The organism is Brevibacillus sp. AY1, from assembly GCF_029870785.1.
Taxonomy (GTDB): Bacteria; Bacillota; Bacilli; order Brevibacillales; family Brevibacillaceae; genus Brevibacillus; species Brevibacillus invocatus.
In genome coordinates this window covers 121,163-146,197 of record NZ_JAFLPN010000006.1, presented here as the reverse complement: position 1 = coordinate 146,197, position 25,035 = coordinate 121,163, and the positions used below count along the sequence as shown (strand labels likewise).

The following is a 25,035-nucleotide window of genomic DNA, read 5'->3' as shown; positions in this document are numbered from 1 at the left end:
AAAGTATATCCGCCCTAATGGGCTAAAGGATTAACGGAAACTACAGCTTGCTTGCTAGCCTGCCTAGCCAAAAGACTCTTCACGAACCTGCTGATCGGGAAACAAGACAGGGATATTGCGCACCCCTACAGCCTGGGCAAACAGGGAGAGCAGGTAGAGCGGATTCAGGTACAGGTAGCGCCTCCACAGCCTTTTGGGCTCTTGAATGAGCCGAAACAGCCATTCCAGACCGCTGCGTTGCATCCACGCTGGAGCCTGTGGCAAGTGTCCGGCGTGAAAATCAAACGCCGCTCCTACAGCCAGCAAGGGCATCTGGAGCTGGTTGCGGTATTCATACACCCAGGTTTCCTGACGCGGGCAGCCAAGTCCGACAAACACGATCCTGGCTCCACTCTCCTGGATCTCGTGGATGACCTCCTGCTTCTCTGCTGGAGACAGCCTGCGAAAACGAGACGGAGATGCCCCTGCGATACACAGCTCCGGGAATCGTTGCGACAGCTTGAACGACAACGTGCGTATCGTCTCAGAAGTACTTCCGTAAAGGTAGACGGGAATCTTCCTGGCCGCAGTGGCCTGCATGACGCGCAAGGTCAGCTCTGGACCATATACACGATCCGGCAAACGAATCTGATGCAGGATGCGCAGTCCCCATCTTACAGGCTGACCATCTGGCACCAGGAGATCGAGACCGTTTAATCTTCTACGCTGTATCTCATCCAATGCACCCGTCATCACACCGTGCACGGCAAGTGCCGAGACACCAAAAGCTCTTCCCTCTTGTGCATGTGCGATGATCTCTTCTACGGCATACTCGTAATCCACCGCCGATATTTGGACGCCCAACACGGAATGTTTGCCTTGATTGATCATCGCGCCAAGCTCCATCGTTCCCTGTTTTGCTCATGAATCTCTTCCATGATCATGGAGATGGAATAGCTGATGCGCCACTCCGGATAATGGTCCATCAGCTTTTGGATGTCGCTTACGTACCAGATATGATCACCGGCCCTGTGCTGATCACGGTATTGATAATCCACTGTCCGGCCGGTAATCTTTTCCGTCAGCTTGATCGCTTCGAGCATGGAGATATTGGAATAGATGCCGCCACCGAGGTTGTACACCTCTCCCGGATTAGGCGGTCGGGTAAACACAGCGTCGATTGCTCCGATGACGTCCTTGGCGTGGATCACATCGCGCACCTGCTTGCCTTTGTAGCCCAGAATCGTATAAGCCGTCCCGGTCATTGCACATTTCATCAGATAGTTGATAAACCCGTGCAAGGGTACACCAGCCTGCCTGGAGCCGCTCAATACTCCGCCTCGAAAGCAGACTGTCCGAAGCCCGAAGTATCGTCCATACTCCTGAACCAAGATATCGGCAGCCAGCTTGGAAGCTCCGAAAAGAGAGTGCATATTCTGATCGACACTCATATCCTCTTTGATTCCCAGGTGATACGGGTGCGACTCCTCCACTTCCCACCTTGTTGCTTTTTCCACCAGCGGCAATCGGTTGGGTGCGTCACCGTATACTTTGTTGGTCGAGGTAAAGACAAAGACCGCATCCGGACAATGGCTTCTCGCCGCTTCCAGAAGATGCAGGGTGCCATTGGCATTCACCGTGAAATCCATGATCGGATGACTTGCGGCCCAATCATGCGAAGGCTGGGCGGCTGTATGAATGATCAGGGAAATCGCTTGGCCGAAACGGGCGAAGATCCGATCCAGCTCCTCGCCATCGCGTATATCTACGTCATGGTGTTCATAGCTATGTCCGAATTCCTGGATCAGCTGCGTACGATTCCATAGCGTCGATCCTTCTTCTCCAAAAAAGGTCTGCCGCATATTGTTGTCAATTCCTACCACATGATAGCCTCTAGCCGCGTAAAAGGCTGCTGCTTCCGAGCCGATCAAGCCCGCCGATCCTGTGACGACTACGACTGCCATATATTCTCTCCCCTATCTGCCGCCGCTCTGTTCGGATAGGCGGCGTCCATTGCCTGACAAATTCCTTGGGCAAACCGCTCAGCCATTTCTTCGATCGTGTAAGTCAGGCTGGCTCGAGCACACCCTTGCTGTAATGTCATGAGGCGTTGATCATCGGTCAAAAGCTCAATGACCTTTTCAGCATAGCCCTCTACATCTTCCGGATCTTCCAGCATGACACCATTTTCCTGATCCCGCAGATATTCGATCTCCGGACTGTGATAAGGGACATTGGTGGTGACGAGGGGAACACCAAGCGCAAAGGTATCGAGGACGGCCAGCCCCACGAGACCGGGCATGAGAAACAGCTTGGAAATCATAAAGTACGGGACTTTTTCCTCTTCAAATTTCGGTCCGACATAATGGATCCAGCCATGGCGGCTGGCCGCCTCTTTGATCCGTCCATCCTCAACACCTGCTCCAATAAAGATCATGTGAAATTCCGGGACAGCCTTGCGAATCCGCTCACACGCCTCCAAGAGAAAAGGCAGCCTTTTTTCCGGATACATTCCGCCCGTATACAGCCCTATATGATCACTTGAGATGCCCAGCGACCGCTTAAACGCCATAAGCTTTTCCCGGGACCACGTTTCTTTTGCCTGAACGAGCTGACGCGTATCGATAGCGTTTTGCACAGCGGTGATCCTCTCTGCTGGAAAGCCCAGCTCCTTTACCACTTTGGCACTCCGCTCATTGTAGGAAAACCACCAGAACACCCGGCGAGACATCCACGCCTTTACCCATTCCCCTAACCTGCTGGCGTTGTGATCCTGAAAATTGCGGCCATGCCCCCAAAAAGCCATTTTTCTTCTGCCAAAAAAGCTTTGAAGCATGAGCCAGTAATTCAACAACAGCTTGCTTGCTTGTTCCACAATCACCAAATCCGTATCTTTCAACAGGCGTGTGCAGGGCTGCCAGTACAGCTCTCTTGACCCCAATCGAAAAATGCTGTTCTTGATCTTGTGCGCCCAGGGCAGCTCGATCGAATCTTTTTTGCTCGCCTCCGAATGGCCCGGCTGTCCGTAGATCAGGACAAATTCGATTCCCAGCTCTTCTAAACGACTCTTCAGCAATTCGTAAAAACGGCGCCGATACTGAGGGAGCGACTTGTATACAATGGCTACGCGGGGACGTCTTTTTGGCTTCTTCAAGTCGTTTCCTCCTTCCGCTTGCGAACTCCCCGTCCTCTTCCCTTTTGCAGTACCCGGTAGCTGTAATACAGTCCTCCTCGCAATGTTTCCTTGCAGAGATCTTTGAGCAGTTTCGGAAAAGGCAGAGGGTTGATCGGCATCTGCAAGGTCTCCGGCCACATTTCCCGGATCATCTCCCGGTACAGCTCATTTCGCAAACCATAGCTATGCTTGACGGACAGCACGGTGATCAGCAGCTTGCGATTATTGAATGGGCTGAATTCATCTATGGCAATATCTTGTTCAGATACATAAATTGCGCCCCAATTCCCGGAAATTTGTTCCCACTCAAACAGCGTCAGCGGATTGATGTCCCATTTTTCCTTTGCATCTCTGATCCCCTTCGACCAATGCTCGAAGCTATCTATGACATAAGGCTGTTTGCCCAGCCTGGCATGCTTGGCCAGAAAACTGCCCGTTACTTCTCGTTTCGGATGATAATCGTAGTACGCTTCTCGAGCGATTTCGCTATGATTGCCTGTGATGTTCACCTTGCCCTGGGAACGCAAAAAGTGCTGATAGATGATGCTCGATTTGGCCAAATCCCGCATTTGGGTGTTTTGCTTGTTCAAGCTGACAAAGCTCCCATCCAATTGCTCGATGGACGGCAGAACGTGAAAAGGAAGGCCGAGACGTGCGAGCAATCTGGACGGTATGGTGACGTCCGTCGAGTCTTTCTTCAATCCGGGATGCAAGGAAATGTAATAGAACACATGGCTGCTCACATGGCGGCTTGCAGCCAATAAGATGCGGCTGTCCCATCCCGCGGTGACGGGCAGCATCACTTCGGAGCGGTTGGCTATGGCCTTCATCGAGCCGATGAGCATGTTACTCGCTTGCTGAACGGCCTCACGCAAGGCAATGGGTTGCAGTCTGGCTCTGGGCCAGTAGCGTGCTGTTTTCCCACTGTGCAAATCCAGATAGTGATTGGGAGTCAGATGCTTGATTCCGCAATAAGGCGAGCCATCCCCAGGCCAAAAATTTTCAGAATGATGATACTGGGGTGAGTGCAGAAACGTCTGCAGGTCCTCATTCTCATCAAGTTCAATTCCGAGATGATCTGCGAGTGTGCTCGCCTGAGACGCACACCACATGCCTTCTGGCTGAACCGTATAAAACACCTGTCGCATGCCGCACGCATCATGAAAAAGCTTAAGCTGCTTCCCGTCCTTGTAAAGAATGATCCAGCGCCCCCCGCAGTGATCCATGCCTTGCAGCAATTGTTCAAAGGACGAGCATTGCTGATGGATGTCCTGCAAGATCTCTTCGTTGGACCAGTCAGGATGCTCCGGATCGATCAGATACCCGAGCAGGATCAACTGGCTGTTTTGTCGGAAGGATTGGGTAATTTGCAAGTCTGGGTGGACAGAGAGGAACAATCGATCATCGAGTGGCAGGTGAACCCAGTCATCCCGTTCGAAAATTCGGGAACCGATTATAAATTGACGGCGAAAAACGAGCCGTTCCGTATTGGGGATCATCACGTAGACTCCTTTGGATTCGCTTGGACAAATCTGTTCAGGAGATTGGCTGTTACCCCTTGGGTGATCTCACTTACCGTCCCCCGTTCATCTTCCCAGGGATTGGCCAAACCAAAGCACCAATAAATCGTCCCTGCATCAAAGACGAGCGAATTCGTCCAGTAGCGATAAATAGTCGTATGTGCCACTGCCTTTTCTCCCTGCGTATTGATCAGGGGGGAGGCAGCAATTATTTCCAGATTGGCGGGTGTAAAAATATCATCGGCCACGGTGTCGTACTCCCAACCAACCAATCCTTTCACCATATCTCCCTGCTTGACGTTGAGACCTTCAAATAGCCAATGCTTCGGGTTGTCGATAATCCAGTCATGCGGATGATCGACGATTCCTTCATACATTTGACCCAAAACCTGACTTTCCGGTTCGTCGATATTCCGCCATTCGGTGCTCATCAGTTTGCGCTGAAGAACAGGATCTTCCTCTATCGCTCTGTATTTATAGCAGGTCTGAATGCGCGGCTCCGCTTTTTCCCCAGAGGGCCCATCTAAGCGAATTTGCCAGTACAGGTCGTTTGCACCGAAAAATGCCAGGTTGACCCCCATATCTCGCAATCGCTCCACATACTGTCTCATTTGACGTGAGTAATACTCATCGTGTCCAATGGAAACAAAGCCTTTGGGTATCCATTTAACCCGTCCCAGATGGGTGTCCATATTCGTCACATAACCGATGTCATAGCCCTTGGATTCCAGCCAGTAAACAGTGGGGTACTCCAGATACAAATCTCCTGAGCCGTAGTATTGTTCGTACGGGCGGTTGTAGGAAATGACGACAGCCGTATTCTTGGGATCATCGTCATACTCGATGTATGCGCCTGTCTGATCGTCGTAATGCCCGTAGTACCCGTACCCTCCCCAAGCGCTGTAGGCATGCCAGGTCGTCACGGAAGACTGAACCATCAGATCATGCTCGTATGTCTCATCGCGCACCAAGAACGGAATATAGTTTTGAAATCCTTCTTCTTCCGTCAGTCTGACGATGTAGTAGCCTGTCACCCAATCCTCCTGGATCGTCAGTTCGAAAGATTGCTTCCAGTTCAGATCCAATAGCTTTGTCTTCGGATCTGGTTCAGGCAGGCCGTTTCTCCCAGACTGCTTGGACCACCATCCCTGTGCTTGCCCGATCAGGCCTGTCTTGGAGAAGACAAGCCTCGCTCCCTTGCCTTGGTAATAGCCCAACCGAAAAACTTCCAGCTTGTACCTGTGCCCGCTCGTCTTCGTGCTGATATGCAGTCCCAGCTTCTCCCCTGCTACCACACTCGTCACGGATGCGTAACCCTGAATTTCTCCTGCAGCCGGCCTGGTGACCTTCCAGTCTGCATGACCGGGCTTTGCATTTTCCTCTGCTATGAAAGATTTTCTGGGGTACTTTTTGCGTTCAGGCATGGCAAAAGCAGGTGCCGCTGTCGCCAGCATCCACTTTTTATGAAGCACCGGGATATTTCCCAGTGTCAGCAGGACCCCCGAAAGCATCGTATACTTCAAAAACGCCCGCCTTGTAATCCGATCTTTTTCTTCGTTCATTGGCCGATCACACCGACTGGGGAGATCGGTTGCTCCGACACACCCATTCCCTCATAATGAATGTTCGCCTTTTGAATTTCAGTCGGGTTCAAAAAGTTGCGTGTATCCAGTACATAAGGCTGACGCATCAGACTAGCGAGCTGATGCCAATCGATTTCCTGATACTCCTGCCAATGTGTCAGCAGCAATACGGCGTCAGCCAGGCGCCCTGTCTGAATGGGATCATGACAGTACTCGATCGGGAAATCAGGGTTCAAAGCACGGAACATGCTCATTCCCTGGGGATCATGCACCCGGACCAGCGCCCCCCGCTCGAGCAGCTTTTCTATGATGAATGAAGCCTGCGTTTTTCGCGCATCATCTGTGTTCGGCTTAAACGAGAGTCCCAAAATGCCGATTCGTTTGCCGTTGAGGGATTTCAACCGTCGAATCAGCTTTTCCACCACATGCATGTGCATCCGTTCATTGGAAGCGACAGCAGCCTTGACCACCATCAATTCACTCCCGTACTTTTCACTGGTTGAGAGGATTTCGGCTGTATCCTTTGGAAAACAACTGCCGCTCCAGCCGCTGGATACCTGCAGAAACTTATGACCGATGCGGCTATCCATCCCCATGCCCGCAGCGATGTCCTGTACGTTGCCGCCGATCACCTCGCACAATCGGGCTACCTCGTTGATATAGCTGATTTTTACTGCCAGAAACGCATTCGATGCGTACTTGATCAGCTCCGCACTCTTGGTATCCGTCTCAAAATAGTTCGCCCGGGGTGCGTTCAGATCATACTGAAACGCGAAGTGTGGAGTGAGACGCTCGTACCCTTCCCTCGCGACGAGATTCTGGTACAGCTGCCTCATCTGCTTCAAGCCCTGTGGATGAACACTCCCAATCACGATGCGATCCGGAAAAAAAACATCCTCCAACGCATAGCCTTCTCGCAAAAACTCCGGATTGCTGACGACGGTAAAATGAGTTTCGGCAGTCAGCCCCGACGCTTCAGCCAGTATCGCAGTGACCAGGTCTGCCGTTCCGACCGGCACCGTCGATTTCATGGCAATCACGGTAAAACGGTCTGACGACAAGTGCTTCCCGATCTGTTTGGCAGTCGCTTTGATATAGCGCAGATCAGCAGACCCGTCTGCGCCTGACGGTGTTCCCACTGCGATGAAGATGATCTCTGCATCCGCCACTGGATCGTACGAGTTAGTCGCAAACAGGCTTTTTCCGATCAGCTCCGGTACCAGAGTATCCATTCCTGGCTCGAAGATCGGACTCTCTCCCCGATTCAACCGATCCATTTTATCCGGGTCAATATCGACTACCGTTGTCTGGTGACCGTTCGCTGCCAACGCGGTTCCCGTCACACTACCGACATATCCTGCTCCGATGCAAACGACCTTCATACCGTTTTCCCCCTCTACACTCACGACTGGACGCGTTCTATCATCTGCCCTCTGTACGCTTTGATCGTACGGCGAAGCCCTTCCTCCAGATTTACATGCGGCTGCCAATCTAGCAGATTTTTCGCTTTCTCAATAACGGGGCGCCGCACCTTGGGATCATCTTGCGGCAGTGGATGGAAAGTGATGGTGCTGCGCGATTCGCACATGCGCTTCACCATGACGGCCACATCCAGGATTTGATATTCGCTGGGATTTCCGATGTTGATGATCTCTCCGGTCGCCTCCTGTCTATCCATCATGAGCTGCAGTGCGCGAATATTGTCATCGACATAGCAGAAAGAACGCGTCTGCTTTCCGTCTCCATACACGGTGATATCTGCTCCCGTCAATGCCTGCGTGACAAAGTTGGAGATGACGCGTCCATCGTCGTTGCGCAATCCCGCTGAGTACGTATTGAAAATCCTCGCCACCTTTACCTGGACGCCAAAGCGTTGAAAATACTCGTAGCAGAGCACTTCGCCTAGACGCTTTGCCTCATCGTAGCAAGCCCTCGGCCCCCATGTGTTGACATTGCCGCAATACTCCTCGGGCTGTGGATGCATGACAGGATCTCCATACGCTTCACTCGTGCTCGCATACAGCAGCTTGGCGTTGTTCATACGCGCCAGTTCCAGCATGTGCTGGGTGCCGATGGTATTGACAGAGATCGTAGCAAAGGGTTCATGCTGATAAAATTTCGGTGATGCAGGAGACGCGAGATGATAAATCTCCGAGACATCCATGAGCAAGTCGAGTTGGAGAACAGCAGGATCGGATACGTCAAATCGACAAAATTGAAAGCTCGGATGATGACTCGCCGACTCTATATTTTGCATGCGACCAGTGGACAGGTTATCCAGTCCGATTACGTGCTTCCCCTGTTCCAGCAGTGTTTTCAACAGATGGGAACCCAGGAACCCAGCCACACCTGTTATCAGCGTTTTCATAAACAGCTCCTCCTGCCCCTATGAAAGCAAACATCCCATTTTTTATGCGCCATGCGTCTGTTTGTACTCCTCATAGCGCCTTCCAGCAAGGCCCATGACCATGCCCGCACCCAGACTGATTTGCTGGAGAGCCTTGTACAACCGAATTCTCCCCATCACAACGGCAGGTACGATGAGGATGGTCCCCATCGTGATGCGCACGAATCCCTTCAGAGCACGAAGCAGCAATTTTCGCGACGGCAGCTGGATGTCACGTTCGCACAGGGCATAGGTGTTCCCGGCGCGATAGGCTCTTTGCAGGATCCAGCCCAGCTTCAAGCGACTTTCTGGTACAGTCTCGTACACGACTGCCTCATCGGCCCAGATGATTTGATGGCCTTGTTTGCTGATTCGCAGAAAAAAATGTGTGTCTTCTCCGCCAGTCAAGGCGTAGCGCGGATCGAATCGGTTATCTTCACGAGCAAACACCTGCGTATGAATGAGTACATTTCCCGTTCTCGCCAACTCCATGTGGTAGCCTGTCGGGTGGCGGGATCGCTCGTAAAATCCACCCTTTACACTCCATACAGGTGCGGCACACCCGAATACCGGCAGGACTGGGCCTGTCACCACGTCCACCTGGTACGTGCGCTGCACAAGCATCAAAGCATCCAGCCATCTCGGATCAGGGACTTCGTCATCGTCGATGAAAGCCATGAAATCATACGTGTCCTTTGTGAGCTGGATCGCAGCGTTACGAGCATGGGATATGCCCCTTCGCGGTTCGTGAAATAACCTCAAGGTCCAGCGATAACCGTCTTGTAGCCTGGAGCAGATAACAGACGCACTCGACTCCGGATCATTGTCAATCACCAGCACGTGAATCTCAGGTGCGTGACTATGTGTGAAGTCCAGCTTTGCCAGGCTTGCCAACAGCTGCCGCAGCCCTTCTGGCCGTTTGTACGTCAGCACACAGATCGCTAGCTTCATCCCTCCACCCTCCTCGTCGTTCTGAGACGGCTCCGTACACGCCCTCTTTGCTCAGCTCTCTTTTTATGCGGAAGGGAGAATCCGAGCGTGATGAAGAGCGTCCAAAAAAAGCTGTTGTGATCTAGCAAGGTGGTCTCGGTCAGATTGCACAGCACGAGATAGATCAGATAGAGCAGCGGCCAGAGGTTTTCCCATCTGTGGGAGGATACATGGTAGCGCATCGCTTTGTATAAACGGCTCACGAAGCTAAATAGAATCAGACACAGCCCGATCAAGCCAACATCGAGAGCGGCATCCAGAAAACCGTTGTGGGAATTCGGCGGCTCCCACGTGGTAACCATCCAGACATACGCCGACTCCCCTTCCCAGCCCAGCCAAAATCCACTGTAGCCATATCCCAGCCAAGGGTGAACCTGAATCATTTCGAGCACGATGTCCCACAATCCAGTTCGTCCTGTCAGCGTTATGTCTCGCCCAAAATATCTGAGCAGGGCTTCCATATGAGGGAAAATGGCAAGACATAGCCCTATGAAGACGAGGCTAGCTGGCAGCCAGAATAAAATCCGGGCGTATGGATTCCATCGCAAGGTCGTGAGAAATGGAATGCATCCCATCGTGATCAACAAGACGATCATCGCCGTTTTTGATTCCGACATGGCAAGCATCAACACACTGAGCAGAAAGCCTCCCACGGTCAACCAACGTGGCCACTGCTTCATCAGGATCAGGAGGAAGAATACGATGGCTGCCAGGGACATGATCCTGCCCAACTGATTTTTGTGTGAAAAGATCCCTCTCCAGGCTGAGCTGCCCTGATACAGCATCGTCCCGAGCTCGGGAAACAGAATGGTGACAATCAAGCTGCATACCGCCCCCGCAAGCAGTGCCCATGCGATCAATTGAAACAACTCGCGCAGGCTGAATCTGGTTGCCAGATAGATGGCGAACAGATTGGTTCCTACAAAGGCGATGCTTCTGCGCATCGTAATCTCCGGCGCAGCTGACCAAAGAGACGAGAGTACTATCATCAGCAGAAGAACGAGCGTAAGTTTGTCCCTGGATATTATTTTCATCACGTGTTTTCGATGGATGTAGATCAGCACAGCTGCTATAACGTAGATCAGCTTCCAAATCGTCTGTAGCAAAGCATTGCCATCGGCCACGCTGTCCATTTGCCCGGCCTGAAAAAACGGAAAGAAGGCCTGCGCAAATAATAGGAGAGTGATGATGACATAGACCTGCTCAAAGCGTCTCCATCGCTGGGATGACTGCTCTTTCCTTTTTCGGGCCTCTACCCTCGTCTCAACGATCACTCCATTGTGCAAGCTTCGCCTCCTCATGGGTCAGCTGTCCCTCCATCCGCACCACTCGCTCCCGCCGCAGCAGATAGCCAATAATCAACCAGTAGCAGCAGCAGAGCATGATATCTCCCACAATGCTGACTACGATTGCCCCCTTCCAGGAATAGAGCGGCACGATGAGCATGTGCAGGACTGCCACAATGACGGCAACCATGACCTGAATGCTGGAGCGCCATCCCTGAAATCCGGCTCCTGTCAGGGCATCAGCGGCAAAGATATGAATTCCCTTAAACAAGGGAACAACAGCCATCCAGCGAATGGCCTCGACTGCGAACAGATAATCCTCTCCCAAAATCCAAGGCAGAATCGGTGCCATCAAGTAAAGGATCAGCCAGGCAATTGCCGCATAGATCAATGCGAACGGAATGAGTCGTTTGGCATACCCGACGCTGCGTGCGATCCCATTCTTCCCTTCCTGAAAAAAGCGGGAGAAGGATGCGCTCATCAAGGAGTAAATCGGCGTCAAGGCTACATCCACGATCCGACTGGCTGCTGCATAAATGCCAGCATGATCGGCTGAGCCATATCTCACCAGCATGGTTTTACCGATGTCGGAATAGACAACAAGCGAGGACATGCTGATTGAAAAATATGCTCCTTCTTTGACTTCTCTGATCAGCTTGCGGATGTTCATGACAGGCCTGCCCAATTCCTTGATCACCAGGATCAGTGCTGCGAGCATCATCACGAGTGTCGTCATCAGGTAAAGGAATCCCCATAATTCAATGTTTTGCTCGGTATTCATCCATGCGAGTGTAGCCGCACCCGACAGCCGCACTCCGCCCATCAGCATATTTAATTGTGCTGTGCGTTTTAATCGCTCGAAAGCTTGATACGATTGCCCGCTAATGTTAAACACGCGATAACAGATCAGATCAGACAAAGCGACCCAGAGAATCACCAGCGGATTGATCGTATCGGGAAGAAAGAGTCTGCCCAGCGTTACAGTGACGGCCGTCAGCACAATTCCCGAAATGAGTGTCATTAACAAGGCATTGCCCAGATACTCGCGAAAAACAGTCTTGTCGCGCGAGACGTTCATGACCAAAAGCTCTCCTCGTCCCAAACTGGAAAAGGGGGCCATGATCGCGACTAGTGTGACGACTCCCATGAATAATCCATAGCCGTGTGCTCCGAGGGTTCTCGCGATGATCACGAAGTATGCCATCTGCAGGACCAGCTTGACTCCTTCGCCCATCAGCATCCACAACGTATTGCGCATCAGCAGGCTGTTCCAATGCTGGCGCCATACAAGCAACTGTTCTTTCCAACTCATCCGCGCCTTCAGCATGTATTGCTCCGAACGACCACACGTATCGTCTGACAAATGATTTTGACATCTGTACAGAAGGAAATTTGCTGGATATAAGTAAAATCGTGCTGCAGATTTTCATGAATCGGCCTGTTTCGATCCGGGCTGATCTGCCAAAGACCCGTAATTCCCGGCTTTACCAGCCAACGCTGTTTTTCATGGAAGGTGTACACCTCTTCCACGATCATTTTTTGTTCGGGACGTGGACCGACAAAGCTCATTTCCCCTCGAAGAATATTCAGGAGCTGTGGCAATTCGTCCATGCTCGTCTTTCGGAGAATTCGCCCTACTCTCGTGATCCTTGGGTCGAGCTCAGTAGTCGGCGAAAATCCTTCTGTCGGCGCATGTGTGTACATCGTGCGAAACTTGTAGATGTTGAAGTCTTTACCGTTCTTGCCCACGCGAACCTGGCGAAAAAGCACACAGCCTGGAGAATCCAGGTAGATCAGTACAGCAAGCAGGAGAAAGAGCGGACTGAACAGGAGAAGCAGAATCGCAGCAAAAGTGAAATCGAGGATGCCTTTCAAGCAAGTCGCATAAAGGGAAGTGTTGACTCTGGGTCTAGTAACAGGGATATAGTCCATATGCTCATCATCCTACGGGTAGCTTCCAATGATTTTGCAAGTATTTGTCCTTCACTTGCGCCAGGTACAGTCCAAAATCCTTATTGAGTTCTTCATTTTTCATGGCAAATTCGACCGTTGCTTTCAAAAAACCAAACTTGCTGCCTACGTCATACAGCGTGCCTTCATAGCGGTAAGCCAACAAATCCTGCTCTCTGGCCAGGGTCTGCAGAGCATCTGTCAATTGGATTTCGCCTCCTACACCCGGCTCGATCTGCGCGAGAATCTCAAAAATGCGCGGGTCGAGGATATACCTGCCGATAATGGCCAGATTGGAAGGCGGCGTGCTTTGCGGCTTTTCGATCAGATTGTGGATCATGTCCAGACGCTCCCCGATTGCCACCCCGTCAATGACACCGTATTTACTCACGTCGTCCCAATCGACTGCTTCTACCGCGATGATGCTGTTCTGATGGTGATGGTATAGGTCCATCATCTGTTTCAAGCAAGGCACCTCGCTGTCGATCACCATGTCCCCCAGCAAAACCGCAAATGGCTCATCCCCGATGAATTTGCGGGCGCACCAGATGGCATGCCCCAACCCCAATGCTTCCTTTTGTCGGATGTAATGGATTTCGACCAGATTGGTGAGTCCTTCTACGATTTCGTACAAATCGTTTTTCGCGCGCTCCCTGAGATTGATTTCCAGCTCGTAATTTTTGTCAAAGTGATCCTCGATGGCTCGCTTGCTGCGCCCGGTGACAATGATGATGTCTTCGATACCAGAGTTTACAGCCTCTTCGACGATGTACTGAATCGTCGGCTTATCTACGATAGGAAGCATTTCCTTGGGCATCGCTTTTGTGGCTGGAAGGAACCGGGTACCCAGGCCTGCGGCAGGAATCACTGCCTTTTTGATCTGCTTCTTCATACCCTCACCTCATTCGTATCGTTACGTTCCAACGGTTCCCACTCATGTACGGGTCTTTGTTCCGGCATTGGTCCTAGCTTCGGCTCCGATTCCAGCTTCAGCTCAGCTATCGCCTCCTGCTTCGGCTCTGCCTGCTCCAGGCTCATTCGCTTTCTCCTCGGCTTCTTCCGGATCGCGGCTAGTGCTTCGACCCAGATCAGTACGCATACCATAAGCACCAGTCCCAGTACAAAAGCCAGTGACATATTGAGCAGCGGTTTGGGAAAGACGGGTTCCATGCCAGCTTCGTACTCTGCCTCGTCGACGATCATGACGTTGTCGACATTCATAAACAGGTTGATATTTTGTGAAAATGAACGGGAGACTTCGTTTGCGATTTGGATAGCTAGAAGGGGGTCATGGTCGGTGTAGGTAACGGTGATAATGAACGAGATGTTTGAGGTTTCGACTTCCAATTGCTCCAGCAGTTCTTCCGGGGTACGGGATAATTCCAGCTTGCGGATCACATCCTGTGCCATTCGTCGGGTTTGAATCAGGCTGCTGTAGGTCTTTATCAGTTGCTGGTTGCTCAAGATACTGTTGTAAAGATCCTGTCTGTCCAAATCCTGCGGTTTGACAAGCATCGTGGTAGTAGCAGAATAAGTGGGCGTCAGTACAAAGTAGCTCAGGTAACCAGCTCCCATCACGCACAGCAAAGGTATCAGGACCATCAGAATCCAGCGCCTGCGCATGGCCTGAAGAACCAGCAGGACAAACTCTACATTCATGTGTAAAAGGACTCCTTTTTCATTCGTTTCATGCAAATCACCTCTTGCGAACGTTATGATTGCCCCATTTTTCCCGACAGGCAACACGGCACAGGTAGTCCAATTTCCCTAAACTTTAGTGCCAGTATATGTACAAAGCTTCGGGATATATGTCATGTTCCCAGAAGTGTCGAACCCTTTTTTTCTTGCAGGTCCGCAGCCTCGGAAACCGGTTTTTTCAAAAACTGCTCGATTTCCTCCTTGAGTCTTTTTCGCTCCTGATCCGTGACGAGGTAATAATAGATTCCGCCTATCATTCCGCCTTCTCCACGGATGCTTAATACCTCAAGCTCCTCCAGCGCACTTTTGTAATCCAGCATCAGCTCCTGCATATCGGTGAGCGCGAGGTTGGTCTTGATACTGTTTCCGACATTGGCCAGTATGGTGTCCAGTTTGCCTACGGTACTCACCTGCTTTCCCTTGCTCATCAGCTCCCGGATAATCTGCTGCTGCCTTTTGTTGCGGCCAAAATCCCCTTCCGGATCCTCATAGCGCATTCGCGCATAGGCGAGTGCCTTGTTTCCATCCATCGAGATGCTTCCTTTGGGAAAATGATAGCCTTCATAGTCAAACGCAAACGCATTCTCTACCGTGACGCCGCCAAGCGTGTCGACGATAGCGGAAAAGCCCTCCATCTCTACTTTTACGTAATAGTCGATAGGGATGTCCAAAAAGTGTTCTACCGTTCGAACCGTCGAGGGGATGCCACCCGCACTGTATGCGTGATTGATCTTGTCCTCCTTGCCGTTGGATATGATCGTGGTGCGGGTATCACGCGGGATGCTGAACATGAGCGTCTCATGCTTTTCAGGATGGACAGCTAGAAAAATCAGGGTGTCGGTTCGACCTGGATCAGCTCCCCTTTTGTCTACTCCAAACAACAGCATCGTAAGTGGGCGTTTTGGTTCCTTTGGCACGACTTCTGGAGTCACGGTCAACTCCATGTCTTCCTTTTTTTCGCTGACCTGTACAGGGTGCGCAGGGGGTGGCAAGGGTTCATAAATGATAGAAGCCGTCTCGCGAACATTCTGCCACAGCTGATAAAAAGAAAAGGCGATTACACTCGTGCCGACCAGCGCAATGGCTATCGTGATTTGCCAGAATCGTCGCTTCATCCCCATGCATCTCCTGGTCCATGCTCATGAGCATTCTAATTAGTCCCAACCCGGTGTCAAATCAATCCCAAATCAGTCCCATTACCAAGGTATTACCCTTTAGCGCTTTTCTTTCCCCAAAAATACAAAACCCCCTCTTCTCGCAAAAGAAAAGGGGGCGTATCGATCTAATCCGTAGGTCTCTTTAGGAAATGGGATCCAGATCCGGATTGTAGCGCTTCACGTATTCAAATATTTCATTACCGCGCAGTAACGTACAGGTAAAAACCTCCTGTTTTTCACCGAGATGGGCTAAAAGCTGCTCCGTCCCTTTGTCGATGCGACGAATAGCCGCTTCCGGCAATGTAAGCACGTGCGGGACCAGGAGCTGCAAGTACCATTTGCCTTCCTCTTCCTCTGAAACATCGATCTCCAGCTCCATATCGTTCGAGTCGAATGCATACAGATGGTTGAACAGCTGTTCCCGCGTTCCAGAATCCAAAGAAGAGATATCTGCATGACTCACGCTCAAATAATATTCTTCGTTAAACAATACGACCTGCTCATTGATTACCTTGTACTTTTTAATCAGGGGATTCACTTCCATGTTGGGCCTCCTCACAGGTTGCTTGGCATTGTGTATAGCATACTATCTTTCCGAACTTTCACGCAACTTCTGCGCTGCACAACGATACGCAAAGGCTTTTTCAGGCAGAGAAAAAAGGCCCTGCCGTCTGTTGGCAAGGCCCACTGCTTGTTTTCGTTCACTTGATTTTAGACCAGGGTAGAACCGTCTACGACGGCTTGCGCATCCTCGAGAGAGATCAGCACCGCTCTGGCTTTTCCTCCGCTTTGACCCGCGACATAGCCATCCGCTTCCATCATCTCGATCAAGCGCGCTGCCCGGTTGTAACCTACCCTGAATCTGCGCTGAAGTCCAGATGCAGAGGCTTGTCCCTGCTCGGCTACATACATGAGCGCCTCCAGATAGAGAGGGTCATCTCCTGCATCGTATGACTGCACCTGATGCTCCAAATCTTCCTTGCTGAAAAGGAAGGAAGGCTTTCTTTGCTTTTTGATCACGTGCGTTATGCGTTCGATCTCATCATCCGAGACAAAGTTCCCTTGCAGGCGCACAGGGGTCGTTCCGCTCTCCAAAAAGAGCATATCCCCTCTTCCCAACAACCGCTCTGCTCCAGACTGATCAAGTATCGTCCGGGAATCAACCTGGGAAAAGACAGCGAACGCAAGACGCGTCGGTACATTGGCTTTGATGTTGCCTGTGATGACATCGACGGAAGGACGCTGGGTTGCCAGCAAAAGATGAATTCCGCAAGCCCTTGCCTTCTGCGCGATCCGAATGATGCAATCCTCTACGTCCTGTGGAGATACCATCATCAGGTCAGCCAACTCGTCAATCACGATCACGATAAACGGCAGGACATCGTCAGTCGTTTGGTTGTAGCGGTCAATATCGCGCACTCCAGCATCCACAAACAATGCGTATCGCTTTTCCATCTCTTCGACTGCCCATTTGAGTGCTGCTGTCGCTTGCTTCGCTTCCGTAACGACCGGAGTTACCAGGTGCGGCAAGTTGTTGTACGGAGCTAGCTCTACCATTTTTGGATCGATCAAAAGCAGGCGCACCTGTTCAGGAGTCGCTTTGAACAAAAGACTGACAATAATCGAATTGATACAGACGCTTTTACCGGAACCAGTGGAACCAGCGATCAGTCCATGCGGCATTTTTTTGATATCCGCGATGATGGGTTCTCCACCGATGTCCATCCCTAGTGCCACGGCAAGCGGGGAGGAATGCTGCTGGAATTTTTCCGAGCCGATGATCTTCTCGATCAGAACTGGCTGACTGGACAGATTGGGCACCTCAATCCCGATTGCATTTCGACCAGGTATCGGGGCTTCGATCCGGATGTCCTTGGCTGCCAGGTTCAGCTTGATGTCGTCAATCAATCCGGTAATTTTATTCACCTTCACGCCCGGTGCCGGCTGTAGTTCAAATCGGGTAACGGATGGTCCTTTTACGATCCCTACCACCTGAGCACTGACGTTGAAATTAGCCAAGGTCTCTTCCAACAGCAGCTTTTGCAGCTGCGTATGCTCGTCATCATCCCCTGTTGGCTCAGGGCTCGGATTAAGCAGCTCCAACGCTGGCAATTGATATGTTGGTTCTTCCAGCTCCTCCACCTGTTCAGTCGGTTCGACTGTGGCGCTGGATTCGCTTGCTGGAGTGTCGGAATGCTCTGGTTCTTGTGCAGAGAGGTTCAATTCCGTTTCCTTTGCCTCTGCTCGCTCCAAAAGCCGCGTCAATTCAGGACTTCTCCACGGTTGGACAACCACTGAAGTCGGGGAAGCATCTTCTTGAACACTCTCCATGACTGGCTGTTCATCGTCGCTTTCATCCTCGTCGAGGGAGAGGCTGTCGTCCTCCTGCACCTGTGTCAGCTTTATTTCTTCCATTATAGCCGGTGCTGATTCTTCCAGCTCTTCATCCGCTTCTATCGACTCTACATTTGTCGCAGGCTCTTCGGTTTGGCTTGCGCTTGCCTGCCATGGGTAGTCGTGCGCTGTGGCGTCGTCCACCTGCTCCTCGTGAGTCATGTCAGAAATGTTCTGCGACTCGTCACTATGCCATGCGAGTTCTTCTTCTTTCCATTCACTCTCGAAGCTCTGCACGTCATCGGCACCATCTGCCTCACGCTGGTCCGTATGCGTGATGGTTCCAGCAGGCTCGTCCACCAGTACAGTCTCGATCGTGACTGCCACTTCATTTGTATGTAACTCAGCTTCGTACAGGTCCTCTACCGGCACCGTGGACGCTGTCTGCAAAGAAGATTCTGCTGGCTGTAAATCACTCATTTCATCCGCGAGTGCAGGTTGCTGCTCTCGGGTAAAAAGGAACAACGGCTCCTCATTCTTTGCCTGTACTTCCGTGCCATCAGAACGTTCTACCGCGCCATCCTTGCTTTGCGCTTCTTCTTTTTTCAATTGATCCCATCTCTTGAGCTGTTTGAGATTCTCTTCCTGTTCCTGACGCGGATACACGATTCCCGCCGTCGTATGGATGCGATGCTCCTCCTCTTTGGTAGCCGGAGTGATTTTCCCGTAAACGGGCGAAACAATATCAGACGGCTGATAGGTGCGTTTTTCCACACCCGCTAAACGCGATGGATTGGGCACTGGTGGAGTTGTCGGTTTTTCAGCCTGTCTTTTATTCGCAGTTCTTGGAATCTCCGGCTGTTTTGGCTGCTGTGTATGCACGCTTGATTTTTCCTTTGACACCTGTGCACGTTCCTGAAAATCTGTCAATTCGTCTCGTCGCTTTGACTTCCGCTCGTTTTGGGGCGGTATGTATGCTTGAGCCTTGTTCGTCTCTTCTCGTATTTCTCGTTCACTGTTTTTTCGTTCCGGATAGTGATCAGGAACAACCGGGAATCGGAAATACCGTTGTTGATTCAGACTGAACTCATCATTTGTCCGATCGGTTTCCCGCTCTCTCGGGTAGATGCTTTTTGTCTTCGCCTGGAGCTGACGGGGATTGGAACTGCCGGATGGACGCACTTCATCCGTTTCAACCTGTTCATCTTCACCCCGGAAAAAACTCATCAGCTTTTGAAGCCACGACCACATGTTGCAACGCCCTTTCTCACTTACCTTCATTTCCCTTTTATTTTACCACGAAATAGGTCTTGATTTCGTTCAATTATTATTTTTTCGTATTTGCGAAACTTTTCACAGCTCTAATGCGTAAATAGTAGGAGAACTGAAAAAATAGTTCATAGGGAGGAAGACAGGATGTGGAAGAAAAGTAGTGCCCTTCTATTAGCGGGTATGCTCGTCTTGACTGGATGTGCTGGCGAAGCATCGATGGTGCGTGACTCCATTGTGCAATCCTTGGATAAACCCAACTACGATTACGAAGGTACACTGAAATTGACTGGTGATTTCGACAAGCTGCCAGCAGCATTGGGAGAGACACCAGATGCTCAGGGAACAGCTCTTCTGGCTGCTCTGAAAGCCGGCGTAACCGTCAAAGGTTCACAGCTTGACCTGGAAAATACCAAGGCTGTGATTGAGGTTAACGACGACAAATTGCTTCGCGACAACAACTTGTGGACAGGAGACAAAAAAGCTTCTGTAGAGCTGTTGGTCAACAAGGATTCTTTCTTCGTGAAATCCCCGCTGGATAGCAAATATCTGGTGATGAGTGCTGATATTTCGGGAGATTTGACAGGTCTTGGCGCAAGTGAAGGTGTCAACCCTGCCAAACTGAAAGAATATCAGGAAAAAATGAACGACCTGACGATTTCCTTTATCAAAAAATACGTTGCAAAATACGGCTACAAGCTGAACAACGTGAAAAACCTGGGCGCTGCAACCGTAGAGCTGCCGAATGGTGAAAAAGTAGAAACCACTCATATCGCGATCCAGTTGGACGCAAAAGAGCTGGTAAACATGTTCTTCTACACGGCTAACGATGCAGTAGCCAGCCAAGATGTCAAAGCATTTGCAATCGATATGATGGTTCTCTCTACTTCTCTGCAGGAAGAAATGTTCCCAGAGGATGGCCGCACGACTGACGCTGAAAAGCGTACAATGGCTGAAGCCGCTGTAACGGCTGGCCTGGCTGAAGCGAAAGTTTGGCTGGATGAAGTAGGCAAAACCTACACAGTTGACAAGATCGTAGAAGAAATGAAAACTGCTGGCTTCCACGGATTGAACTGGAATCTCGACTTCTACATCGACAAGGATAAAATGCCTGTACAACAAAAAAGTGCTCTGAATGTTACCTTCCAAGTAGAAGAAATGAAAGAAGCACTGACGATTGGCCTCGAAGCTGACCAATACGCTTACAACTTCGGCAATGCAACCAAGTACGCAATCCCGGCTGCTAGCGAAGGTGTGACCGTGGAACAGCTGTACAACGATGAAAAAGCAATCGACAGCTTTAGTGACAAAGGCTTCTTCCGCCTCTTCGTACAAAGCACCCTCGATTCCTACAAAGCTCAAAAAGAGTGGGAAGCGGAATGGTCTGAGTGGGAAGACGTAGAGGAAACAGAAGCGGTTGAAGAACCTGCTGCATAATCCTCAACACGAGGAAATGTGAAAAGCACGATGCCATCATACGGCATCGTGCTTTTTTCTTTCCCTCTAGTCCTGTATATATCCGCGAATCGTCTCATGCAGCTGTCCATTGGTAGCCACTAGAGATGCCAGCTCCTCCACCCGAAAAGCTTTGTGACGATAGGGTACTCCCTGCCAATCCGTAATCGTGGCACCGGCTTCCCTGGCGATGACAATCCCTGCGGCCACGTCCATTATACTGGATCTCTGCATCACCACGTAATCGAGCCAGCCATTGGCGAGCAGACACCAGTCCAGAGCAGGAGCCACATTGCGCAGAAGGCGCTTGGTTTCCATGACAAATGGCTTGGTAAAGGCCAGCTCTTCTTCTTTCGTGATGGAATGACGCCCGCGAATATACGTGCCTACTGCTCGCGTCCGATCTGTTCGCTGATTGACTGATATTCTTTTTCCATTTAAATAAGCGCCCTTCCCTTTTTCAGCCCAGAACATTTGACCTGCGACGGGATTGTAGACGACACCCAGCACCAGTTCGTTTTGAACTTGCAAAGCAATCGAGATGGAAAAATAAGGAAACCCAATGAAGTAATTGTTGGTTCCGTCGAGTGGATCGACAATCCACAGATATTCCGCTTCTCGCTCTACCAGTCCCACCTCTTCCGAAAAGATCGTATGGGTAGGAAAATGGCGGTGCAACACCTCGATGATGCGCCTTTCGCTCTCTTTGTCTTCCGGCAATTTGACGTCATTATGCAATTCTGCATCCGGAACGAGCTGCTCCAAAAAACGTTCCTGTAAAAAGTCCCCTGCCAATTTTGCTGCTTCTTTGGCAATCTCCAGCATTTTTTCCAACACCTCTTTCACGTATCCATCGCGTTTTTGCTTGCACCTAGCGGGTACCATAACTATGATAGAGAGATACCTTTACTACCCGAATAGGGAGGGGATACCAGATGAACAGTGATTTCATCCGTCTGAAGCATCTGGAAGGCGAATTGAAGCTGTCCCAGATGAACAAGAACGTCGGCTGCTCAATTACCAGCAAAGAACTGGTGTTCTTTAAACCTCATTTGACTTACCATCTGTTTTTGCACGACATCGTGAGTATGATCCCGGTCAACCAGGAAGCGATCCCTGTGCCCTTTCGCAAAAACTCGGCTAACCAGCGCCCTTTTTTCGACTCCCAAACCTACAAGCTGGTTGCCAAATGGGCACGAGTCGTATCCCGTTCTGGTATCGTGGAGAAAGAAAACATGGAGTTCATCGTTCCAATCTCCTCCAAGATGCTGTCGTACATTTCGCAATACAGCGGTCTGGTTCTCATCCGTTGAATCATGTCCGGCAAAAGCCTCTATTTTCCGACTCGGCGAAAATAGAGGCTTTCCTATTCATCCATCCGATTTACTTCTTCAGGACGATAAATGTCCCCGTTCCGTGTGCGACTCGCTTGTTGCGCTCGTCGTAGATACTGGTATCCATCACCACCAACGTTTGACCGCGATGTAAAAACGTCGCTTCCGAGCGCAATCGCGTTCCTTTTGCTGGACGCAGGTAGTTCACCTTCAATTCCGTCGTCACCGCATACTTGTCCTCAGGCAGGGAACGGTTGATCAGCGATCCCATCGTAGAATCAATCAGTGTAGCCAGTATGCCGCCATGAACCGCTCCAGTCGAATTGTGCATGAACGGTGTGATCGGAATCTCGAAGGAATAGGTGCGCTCATCGAGAAATTGTCCCTTCAATCCTAAAAATCCGGATAAAAAGGCGCTTTTCCTCTCTCTCTTCTGACGAATGGACTGAAGAGCCAATTCGAGGATTTGACGTTCCTCGTCGCTCCCTTCATCCAAGATGTTTTTTAATTCTTCTATCATTTTTTCACTCCACCCTAAAATTGTCACTTCCTTTATTGTAGAGCAATCTATCGCTTTTTTCCACGCCGCCAGACTGCTGTGTGTGCTTGAAAACCCTCCATTCCGAGCCAATGTTCAGACTTTTACGGTTGTTTCTATTTAGGGAAAAGTGTTAAGATAGTGCAAAATAGAACGCAGGTTTTTCTATTAGGAAGGGAGAGATTTTCAAGTGGCTAGACTCAGAAGTGACATGATTAAAAAAGGCTTTGACCGCGCTCCACATCGCAGCTTGCTGCGTGCTGCAGGCGTTAAGGATGAGGATTTTGACAAACCGTTTATCGCGATCTGCAACTCGTACATCGACATTATTCCAGGGCATGTGCACTTGCAGGAATTTGGGAAAATCGTGAAGGAAGCTGTTCGTGCAGCAGGAATGGTTCCGTTTGAATTTAATACCATCGGTGTCGATGACGGGATTGCGATGGGTCACATCGGAATGCGCTATTCCCTCCCGAGCCGTGAAATTATCGCAGACAGCTTGGAAACAGTGGTTTCCGCTCACTGGTTCGACGGCATGATCTGTATTCCAAACTGTGACAAAATTACTCCTGGGATGATCATGGGCGCTCTTCGCGTGAACATTCCGACAGTTTTCGTTACTGGTGGACCGATGAAAGCCGGAAAGACCAGCGACGGACGTGCGATTTCCCTTTCTTCCGTATTTGAAGGTGTAGGGGCTTACCAAGCTGGCCTGATTGATGACAAGCAGCTGGACGAGCTGGAGCAATACGGATGTCCTACTTGCGGCTCCTGTTCCGGTATGTTTACCGCAAACTCGATGAACTGCCTGCTCGAGGCTATCGGTCTCGCTATGCCGGGCAATGGTACTGTCCTCGCTGTCTCTCCAGAGCGCAAGGAGCTGGTTAAAGCATCTGCTGAAACACTGAAGCATCTGATCGAACGCGATATCAAACCGCGCGATATCGTGACCCAAGAAGCAATCGACGACGCTTTTGCCCTCGATATGGCAATGGGCGGTTCTACCAATACTGTATTGCACACCCTGGCAATCGCTCAGGAAGCTGGCATCGAGTACTCGATCGAGCGCATCAATGAGGTAGCCAAACGCATTCCAAACATCTGCAAGCTGGCTCCTTCCTCTGATTATCACATCGAGGATTGCCACGAGGCAGGCGGCGTTTCCGCCATTCTGAAGGAAATCGCGAAAAAGCCTGGCGCGATCCATCCTGACCGCATCACGGTTACAGGAAAAACGCTCGGCGAGAACTTTGCAGAAGCTGAAATCAAGAACGACAAGGTCATTCGTCGTCTGGACAATCCTTACAGCGAGTCTGGCGGTCTGTCCGTCCTCTTCGGAAACATCGCAGAGCAAGGCGCGATCATCAAAACAGGCGGCGTCGATCCTTCCATCAAGAGACACGAAGGCCCTGCCATCTGCTTCGACTCCCAGGAAGATTGCCTCGCCGGGATCGCTGCAGGCAAGATCAAATCTGGCCATGTCGTTGTAATCCGCTACGAAGGCCCTAAAGGCGGTCCTGGCATGCCTGAGATGCTCGCACCAACTTCTCAGATCGTCGGTATGGGTCTCGGCAAAGAAGTGGCTCTCGTCACAGATGGACGCTTCTCTGGAGCTTCTCGCGGAATCAGTATCGGCCACGTGTCACCTGAAGCAGCTGAAGGTGGACCGATCGCTTTCGTTGAAGACGGCGACATCATCTCCATCGATCTGGAAGCACGCACGATCGAATTGCACGTCGATGAAGCCGAGCTGGCTCGTCGTAAAGAAGCCAACTGGAAAGAATTCGAGCCAAAAGTGAAAACAGGCTACCTGGCTCGTTACTCCAAAATGGTTACGAACGCCAGCATGGGCGGCATTCTGAAAATCTAGTTGTTCGGATAGCCACTTTTATAAGGGAGCTTCTCATCGTTTATCCAACGAGAGGAGGCTCCCTTCTTGTTTTCTCCTCTCCCATCTACTGTATCAATAGTCCCTTGCCGCGGCTTGTTCAGGAAGGTGTCGTATCGTTTTTGGCGGAAAAATACCTGTGCTGAAAAAAGGGAACCCCCGTAGATAGTCGTGCTTGGGTGGAGGAGAGAAAAAAGAAGAAAACCCTCCAAGTTCTTGGGATTCCTGCTGGGGGTCATCCCTGTCCAGCTCCGTGAAAAAAGGGAAACCCCTTCGCTGGTAGCCCAAGAATCTGGAGCGTTTTCTCCTGTTTCCTGCCCACCACTACGGTCGGATCAACTATTTAAGATAAACGGAGTACAAAAGACCTCTCACCGTCTGAATGCGACGAAATGAGAGGTCCTCAATGACTATTTCCTGTTTTAACAGAATTTGCTTTTCTATGATATTGAAACTATTTCATCACTCAGGCGTCTTACCTATAGAATCGCAA

Annotated in this window: 21 protein-coding genes; 3 read left to right on the top strand and 18 right to left on the bottom strand. The window is 50.7% G+C overall.

Going from position 1 to position 25,035, the window contains the following annotated elements; genetic code table 11:
- Positions 1–63: 63 nt before the first annotated feature.
- From JZI27_RS08430 to JZI27_RS08355, 16 genes are all read right to left on the bottom strand, one after another.
- Positions 64–870: a WecB/TagA/CpsF family glycosyltransferase gene (locus tag JZI27_RS08430; protein ID WP_280207280.1), complete on the bottom strand. Its 807-nt coding sequence runs from the start codon at positions 868–870 to the stop codon at positions 64–66.
- A complete protein-coding gene (locus JZI27_RS08425) occupies positions 867–1,943 on the bottom strand; it encodes an NAD-dependent epimerase/dehydratase family protein (RefSeq protein WP_251243503.1) in 1,077 nt (358 codons plus the stop codon). The genes JZI27_RS08430 and JZI27_RS08425 overlap by 4 nt, the downstream gene beginning before the upstream one ends.
- Positions 1,931–3,133, bottom strand: a complete 1,203-nt coding sequence (locus tag JZI27_RS08420; RefSeq protein ID WP_280207279.1) for a glycosyltransferase family 4 protein — start codon at positions 3,131–3,133, stop codon at positions 1,931–1,933. Before JZI27_RS08420 ends, JZI27_RS08425 begins: the two co-directional genes overlap by 13 nt.
- Positions 3,130–4,653, bottom strand: a complete 1,524-nt coding sequence (locus JZI27_RS08415; RefSeq protein WP_280207278.1) for an asparagine synthetase B family protein — start codon at positions 4,651–4,653, stop codon at positions 3,130–3,132. The genes JZI27_RS08420 and JZI27_RS08415 overlap by 4 nt, the downstream gene beginning before the upstream one ends.
- The gene (locus tag JZI27_RS08410; protein WP_251243506.1) at positions 4,653–6,236 is read right to left on the bottom strand and encodes a N,N-dimethylformamidase beta subunit family domain-containing protein; all 1,584 of its coding nucleotides are present in this window, start codon (positions 6,234–6,236) and stop codon (positions 4,653–4,655) included. The genes JZI27_RS08415 and JZI27_RS08410 overlap by 1 nt, the downstream gene beginning before the upstream one ends.
- Positions 6,233–7,639, bottom strand: a complete 1,407-nt coding sequence (locus JZI27_RS08405; protein WP_280207277.1) for a UDP-glucose dehydrogenase family protein — start codon at positions 7,637–7,639, stop codon at positions 6,233–6,235. Before JZI27_RS08405 ends, JZI27_RS08410 begins: the two co-directional genes overlap by 4 nt.
- A 20-nt stretch (positions 7,640–7,659) precedes the next feature.
- Positions 7,660–8,625, bottom strand: a complete 966-nt coding sequence (locus tag JZI27_RS08400; protein ID WP_251243508.1) for a GDP-mannose 4,6-dehydratase — start codon at positions 8,623–8,625, stop codon at positions 7,660–7,662.
- A gap of 42 nt (positions 8,626–8,667) precedes the next feature.
- Positions 8,668–9,594: a glycosyltransferase family 2 protein gene (locus tag JZI27_RS08395; RefSeq protein ID WP_251243509.1), complete on the bottom strand. Its 927-nt coding sequence runs from the start codon at positions 9,592–9,594 to the stop codon at positions 8,668–8,670.
- On the bottom strand, positions 9,591–10,919 hold the full coding sequence (locus tag JZI27_RS08390; RefSeq protein WP_251243510.1) for an O-antigen ligase family protein: 1,329 nt from the start codon (positions 10,917–10,919) through the stop codon (positions 9,591–9,593). The genes JZI27_RS08395 and JZI27_RS08390 overlap by 4 nt, the downstream gene beginning before the upstream one ends.
- Positions 10,897–12,231, bottom strand: coding sequence for an oligosaccharide flippase family protein (locus tag JZI27_RS08385; RefSeq protein ID WP_183184930.1), 1,335 nt, complete (start codon positions 12,229–12,231; stop codon positions 10,897–10,899). The genes JZI27_RS08390 and JZI27_RS08385 overlap by 23 nt, the downstream gene beginning before the upstream one ends.
- Before the next feature lie 8 nt (positions 12,232–12,239).
- Positions 12,240–12,851, bottom strand: coding sequence for a sugar transferase (locus JZI27_RS08380; protein WP_251243511.1), 612 nt, complete (start codon positions 12,849–12,851; stop codon positions 12,240–12,242).
- A 7-nt stretch (positions 12,852–12,858) separates the two neighbouring features.
- The gene (galU, locus tag JZI27_RS08375; RefSeq protein WP_280207276.1) at positions 12,859–13,761 is read right to left on the bottom strand and encodes a UTP--glucose-1-phosphate uridylyltransferase GalU; all 903 of its coding nucleotides are present in this window, start codon (positions 13,759–13,761) and stop codon (positions 12,859–12,861) included.
- On the bottom strand, positions 13,758–14,528 hold the full coding sequence (locus JZI27_RS08370; RefSeq protein ID WP_280207275.1) for a YveK family protein: 771 nt from the start codon (positions 14,526–14,528) through the stop codon (positions 13,758–13,760). The genes galU and JZI27_RS08370 overlap by 4 nt, the downstream gene beginning before the upstream one ends.
- 152 nt (positions 14,529–14,680) lie before the next feature.
- Entirely contained in the window at positions 14,681–15,682 is a 1,002-nt protein-coding gene (locus JZI27_RS08365; RefSeq protein WP_245996733.1) for an LCP family glycopolymer transferase, read from the bottom strand.
- Between the two features lie 184 nt (positions 15,683–15,866).
- A complete protein-coding gene (locus JZI27_RS08360) occupies positions 15,867–16,268 on the bottom strand; it encodes a hypothetical protein (protein WP_251243514.1) in 402 nt (133 codons plus the stop codon).
- A 167-nt stretch (positions 16,269–16,435) separates the two neighbouring features.
- A complete protein-coding gene (locus JZI27_RS08355; protein ID WP_280207274.1) occupies positions 16,436–19,309 on the bottom strand; it encodes a DNA translocase FtsK in 2,874 nt (957 codons plus the stop codon).
- Positions 19,310–19,474: 165 nt separating this feature from the next.
- On the opposite strand from JZI27_RS08355, the gene JZI27_RS08350 reads away from it, so the two are divergent.
- Entirely contained in the window at positions 19,475–20,764 is a 1,290-nt protein-coding gene (locus JZI27_RS08350) for a hypothetical protein (protein WP_280207273.1), read from the top strand.
- 66 nt (positions 20,765–20,830) lie between these two features.
- Here JZI27_RS08350 and JZI27_RS08345 read toward each other — a convergent pair whose 3' ends face one another.
- Entirely contained in the window at positions 20,831–21,607 is a 777-nt protein-coding gene (locus tag JZI27_RS08345) for an inositol monophosphatase family protein (RefSeq protein ID WP_348521357.1), read from the bottom strand.
- A 110-nt stretch (positions 21,608–21,717) separates the two neighbouring features.
- Here JZI27_RS08345 and JZI27_RS08340 point away from each other — a divergent pair, with 110 nt between their 5' ends.
- On the top strand, positions 21,718–22,095 hold the full coding sequence (locus JZI27_RS08340; protein WP_251243518.1) for a hypothetical protein: 378 nt from the start codon (positions 21,718–21,720) through the stop codon (positions 22,093–22,095).
- A 70-nt stretch (positions 22,096–22,165) separates the two neighbouring features.
- Here the strand turns inward: JZI27_RS08340 and JZI27_RS08335 are convergent, their stop codons facing one another.
- The gene (locus JZI27_RS08335) at positions 22,166–22,636 is read right to left on the bottom strand and encodes a PaaI family thioesterase (protein WP_122908658.1); all 471 of its coding nucleotides are present in this window, start codon (positions 22,634–22,636) and stop codon (positions 22,166–22,168) included.
- A gap of 208 nt (positions 22,637–22,844) precedes the next feature.
- Between JZI27_RS08335 and ilvD the strand changes: the two genes are divergently transcribed.
- Positions 22,845–24,524 carry a dihydroxy-acid dehydratase gene (gene ilvD / locus JZI27_RS08330; RefSeq protein ID WP_251243520.1) on the top strand — a complete coding sequence of 560 codons (1,680 nt, stop codon included), beginning with the start codon at positions 22,845–22,847 and terminating at the stop codon, positions 24,522–24,524.
- The last annotated feature ends 511 nt before the right edge of the window (positions 24,525–25,035 follow it).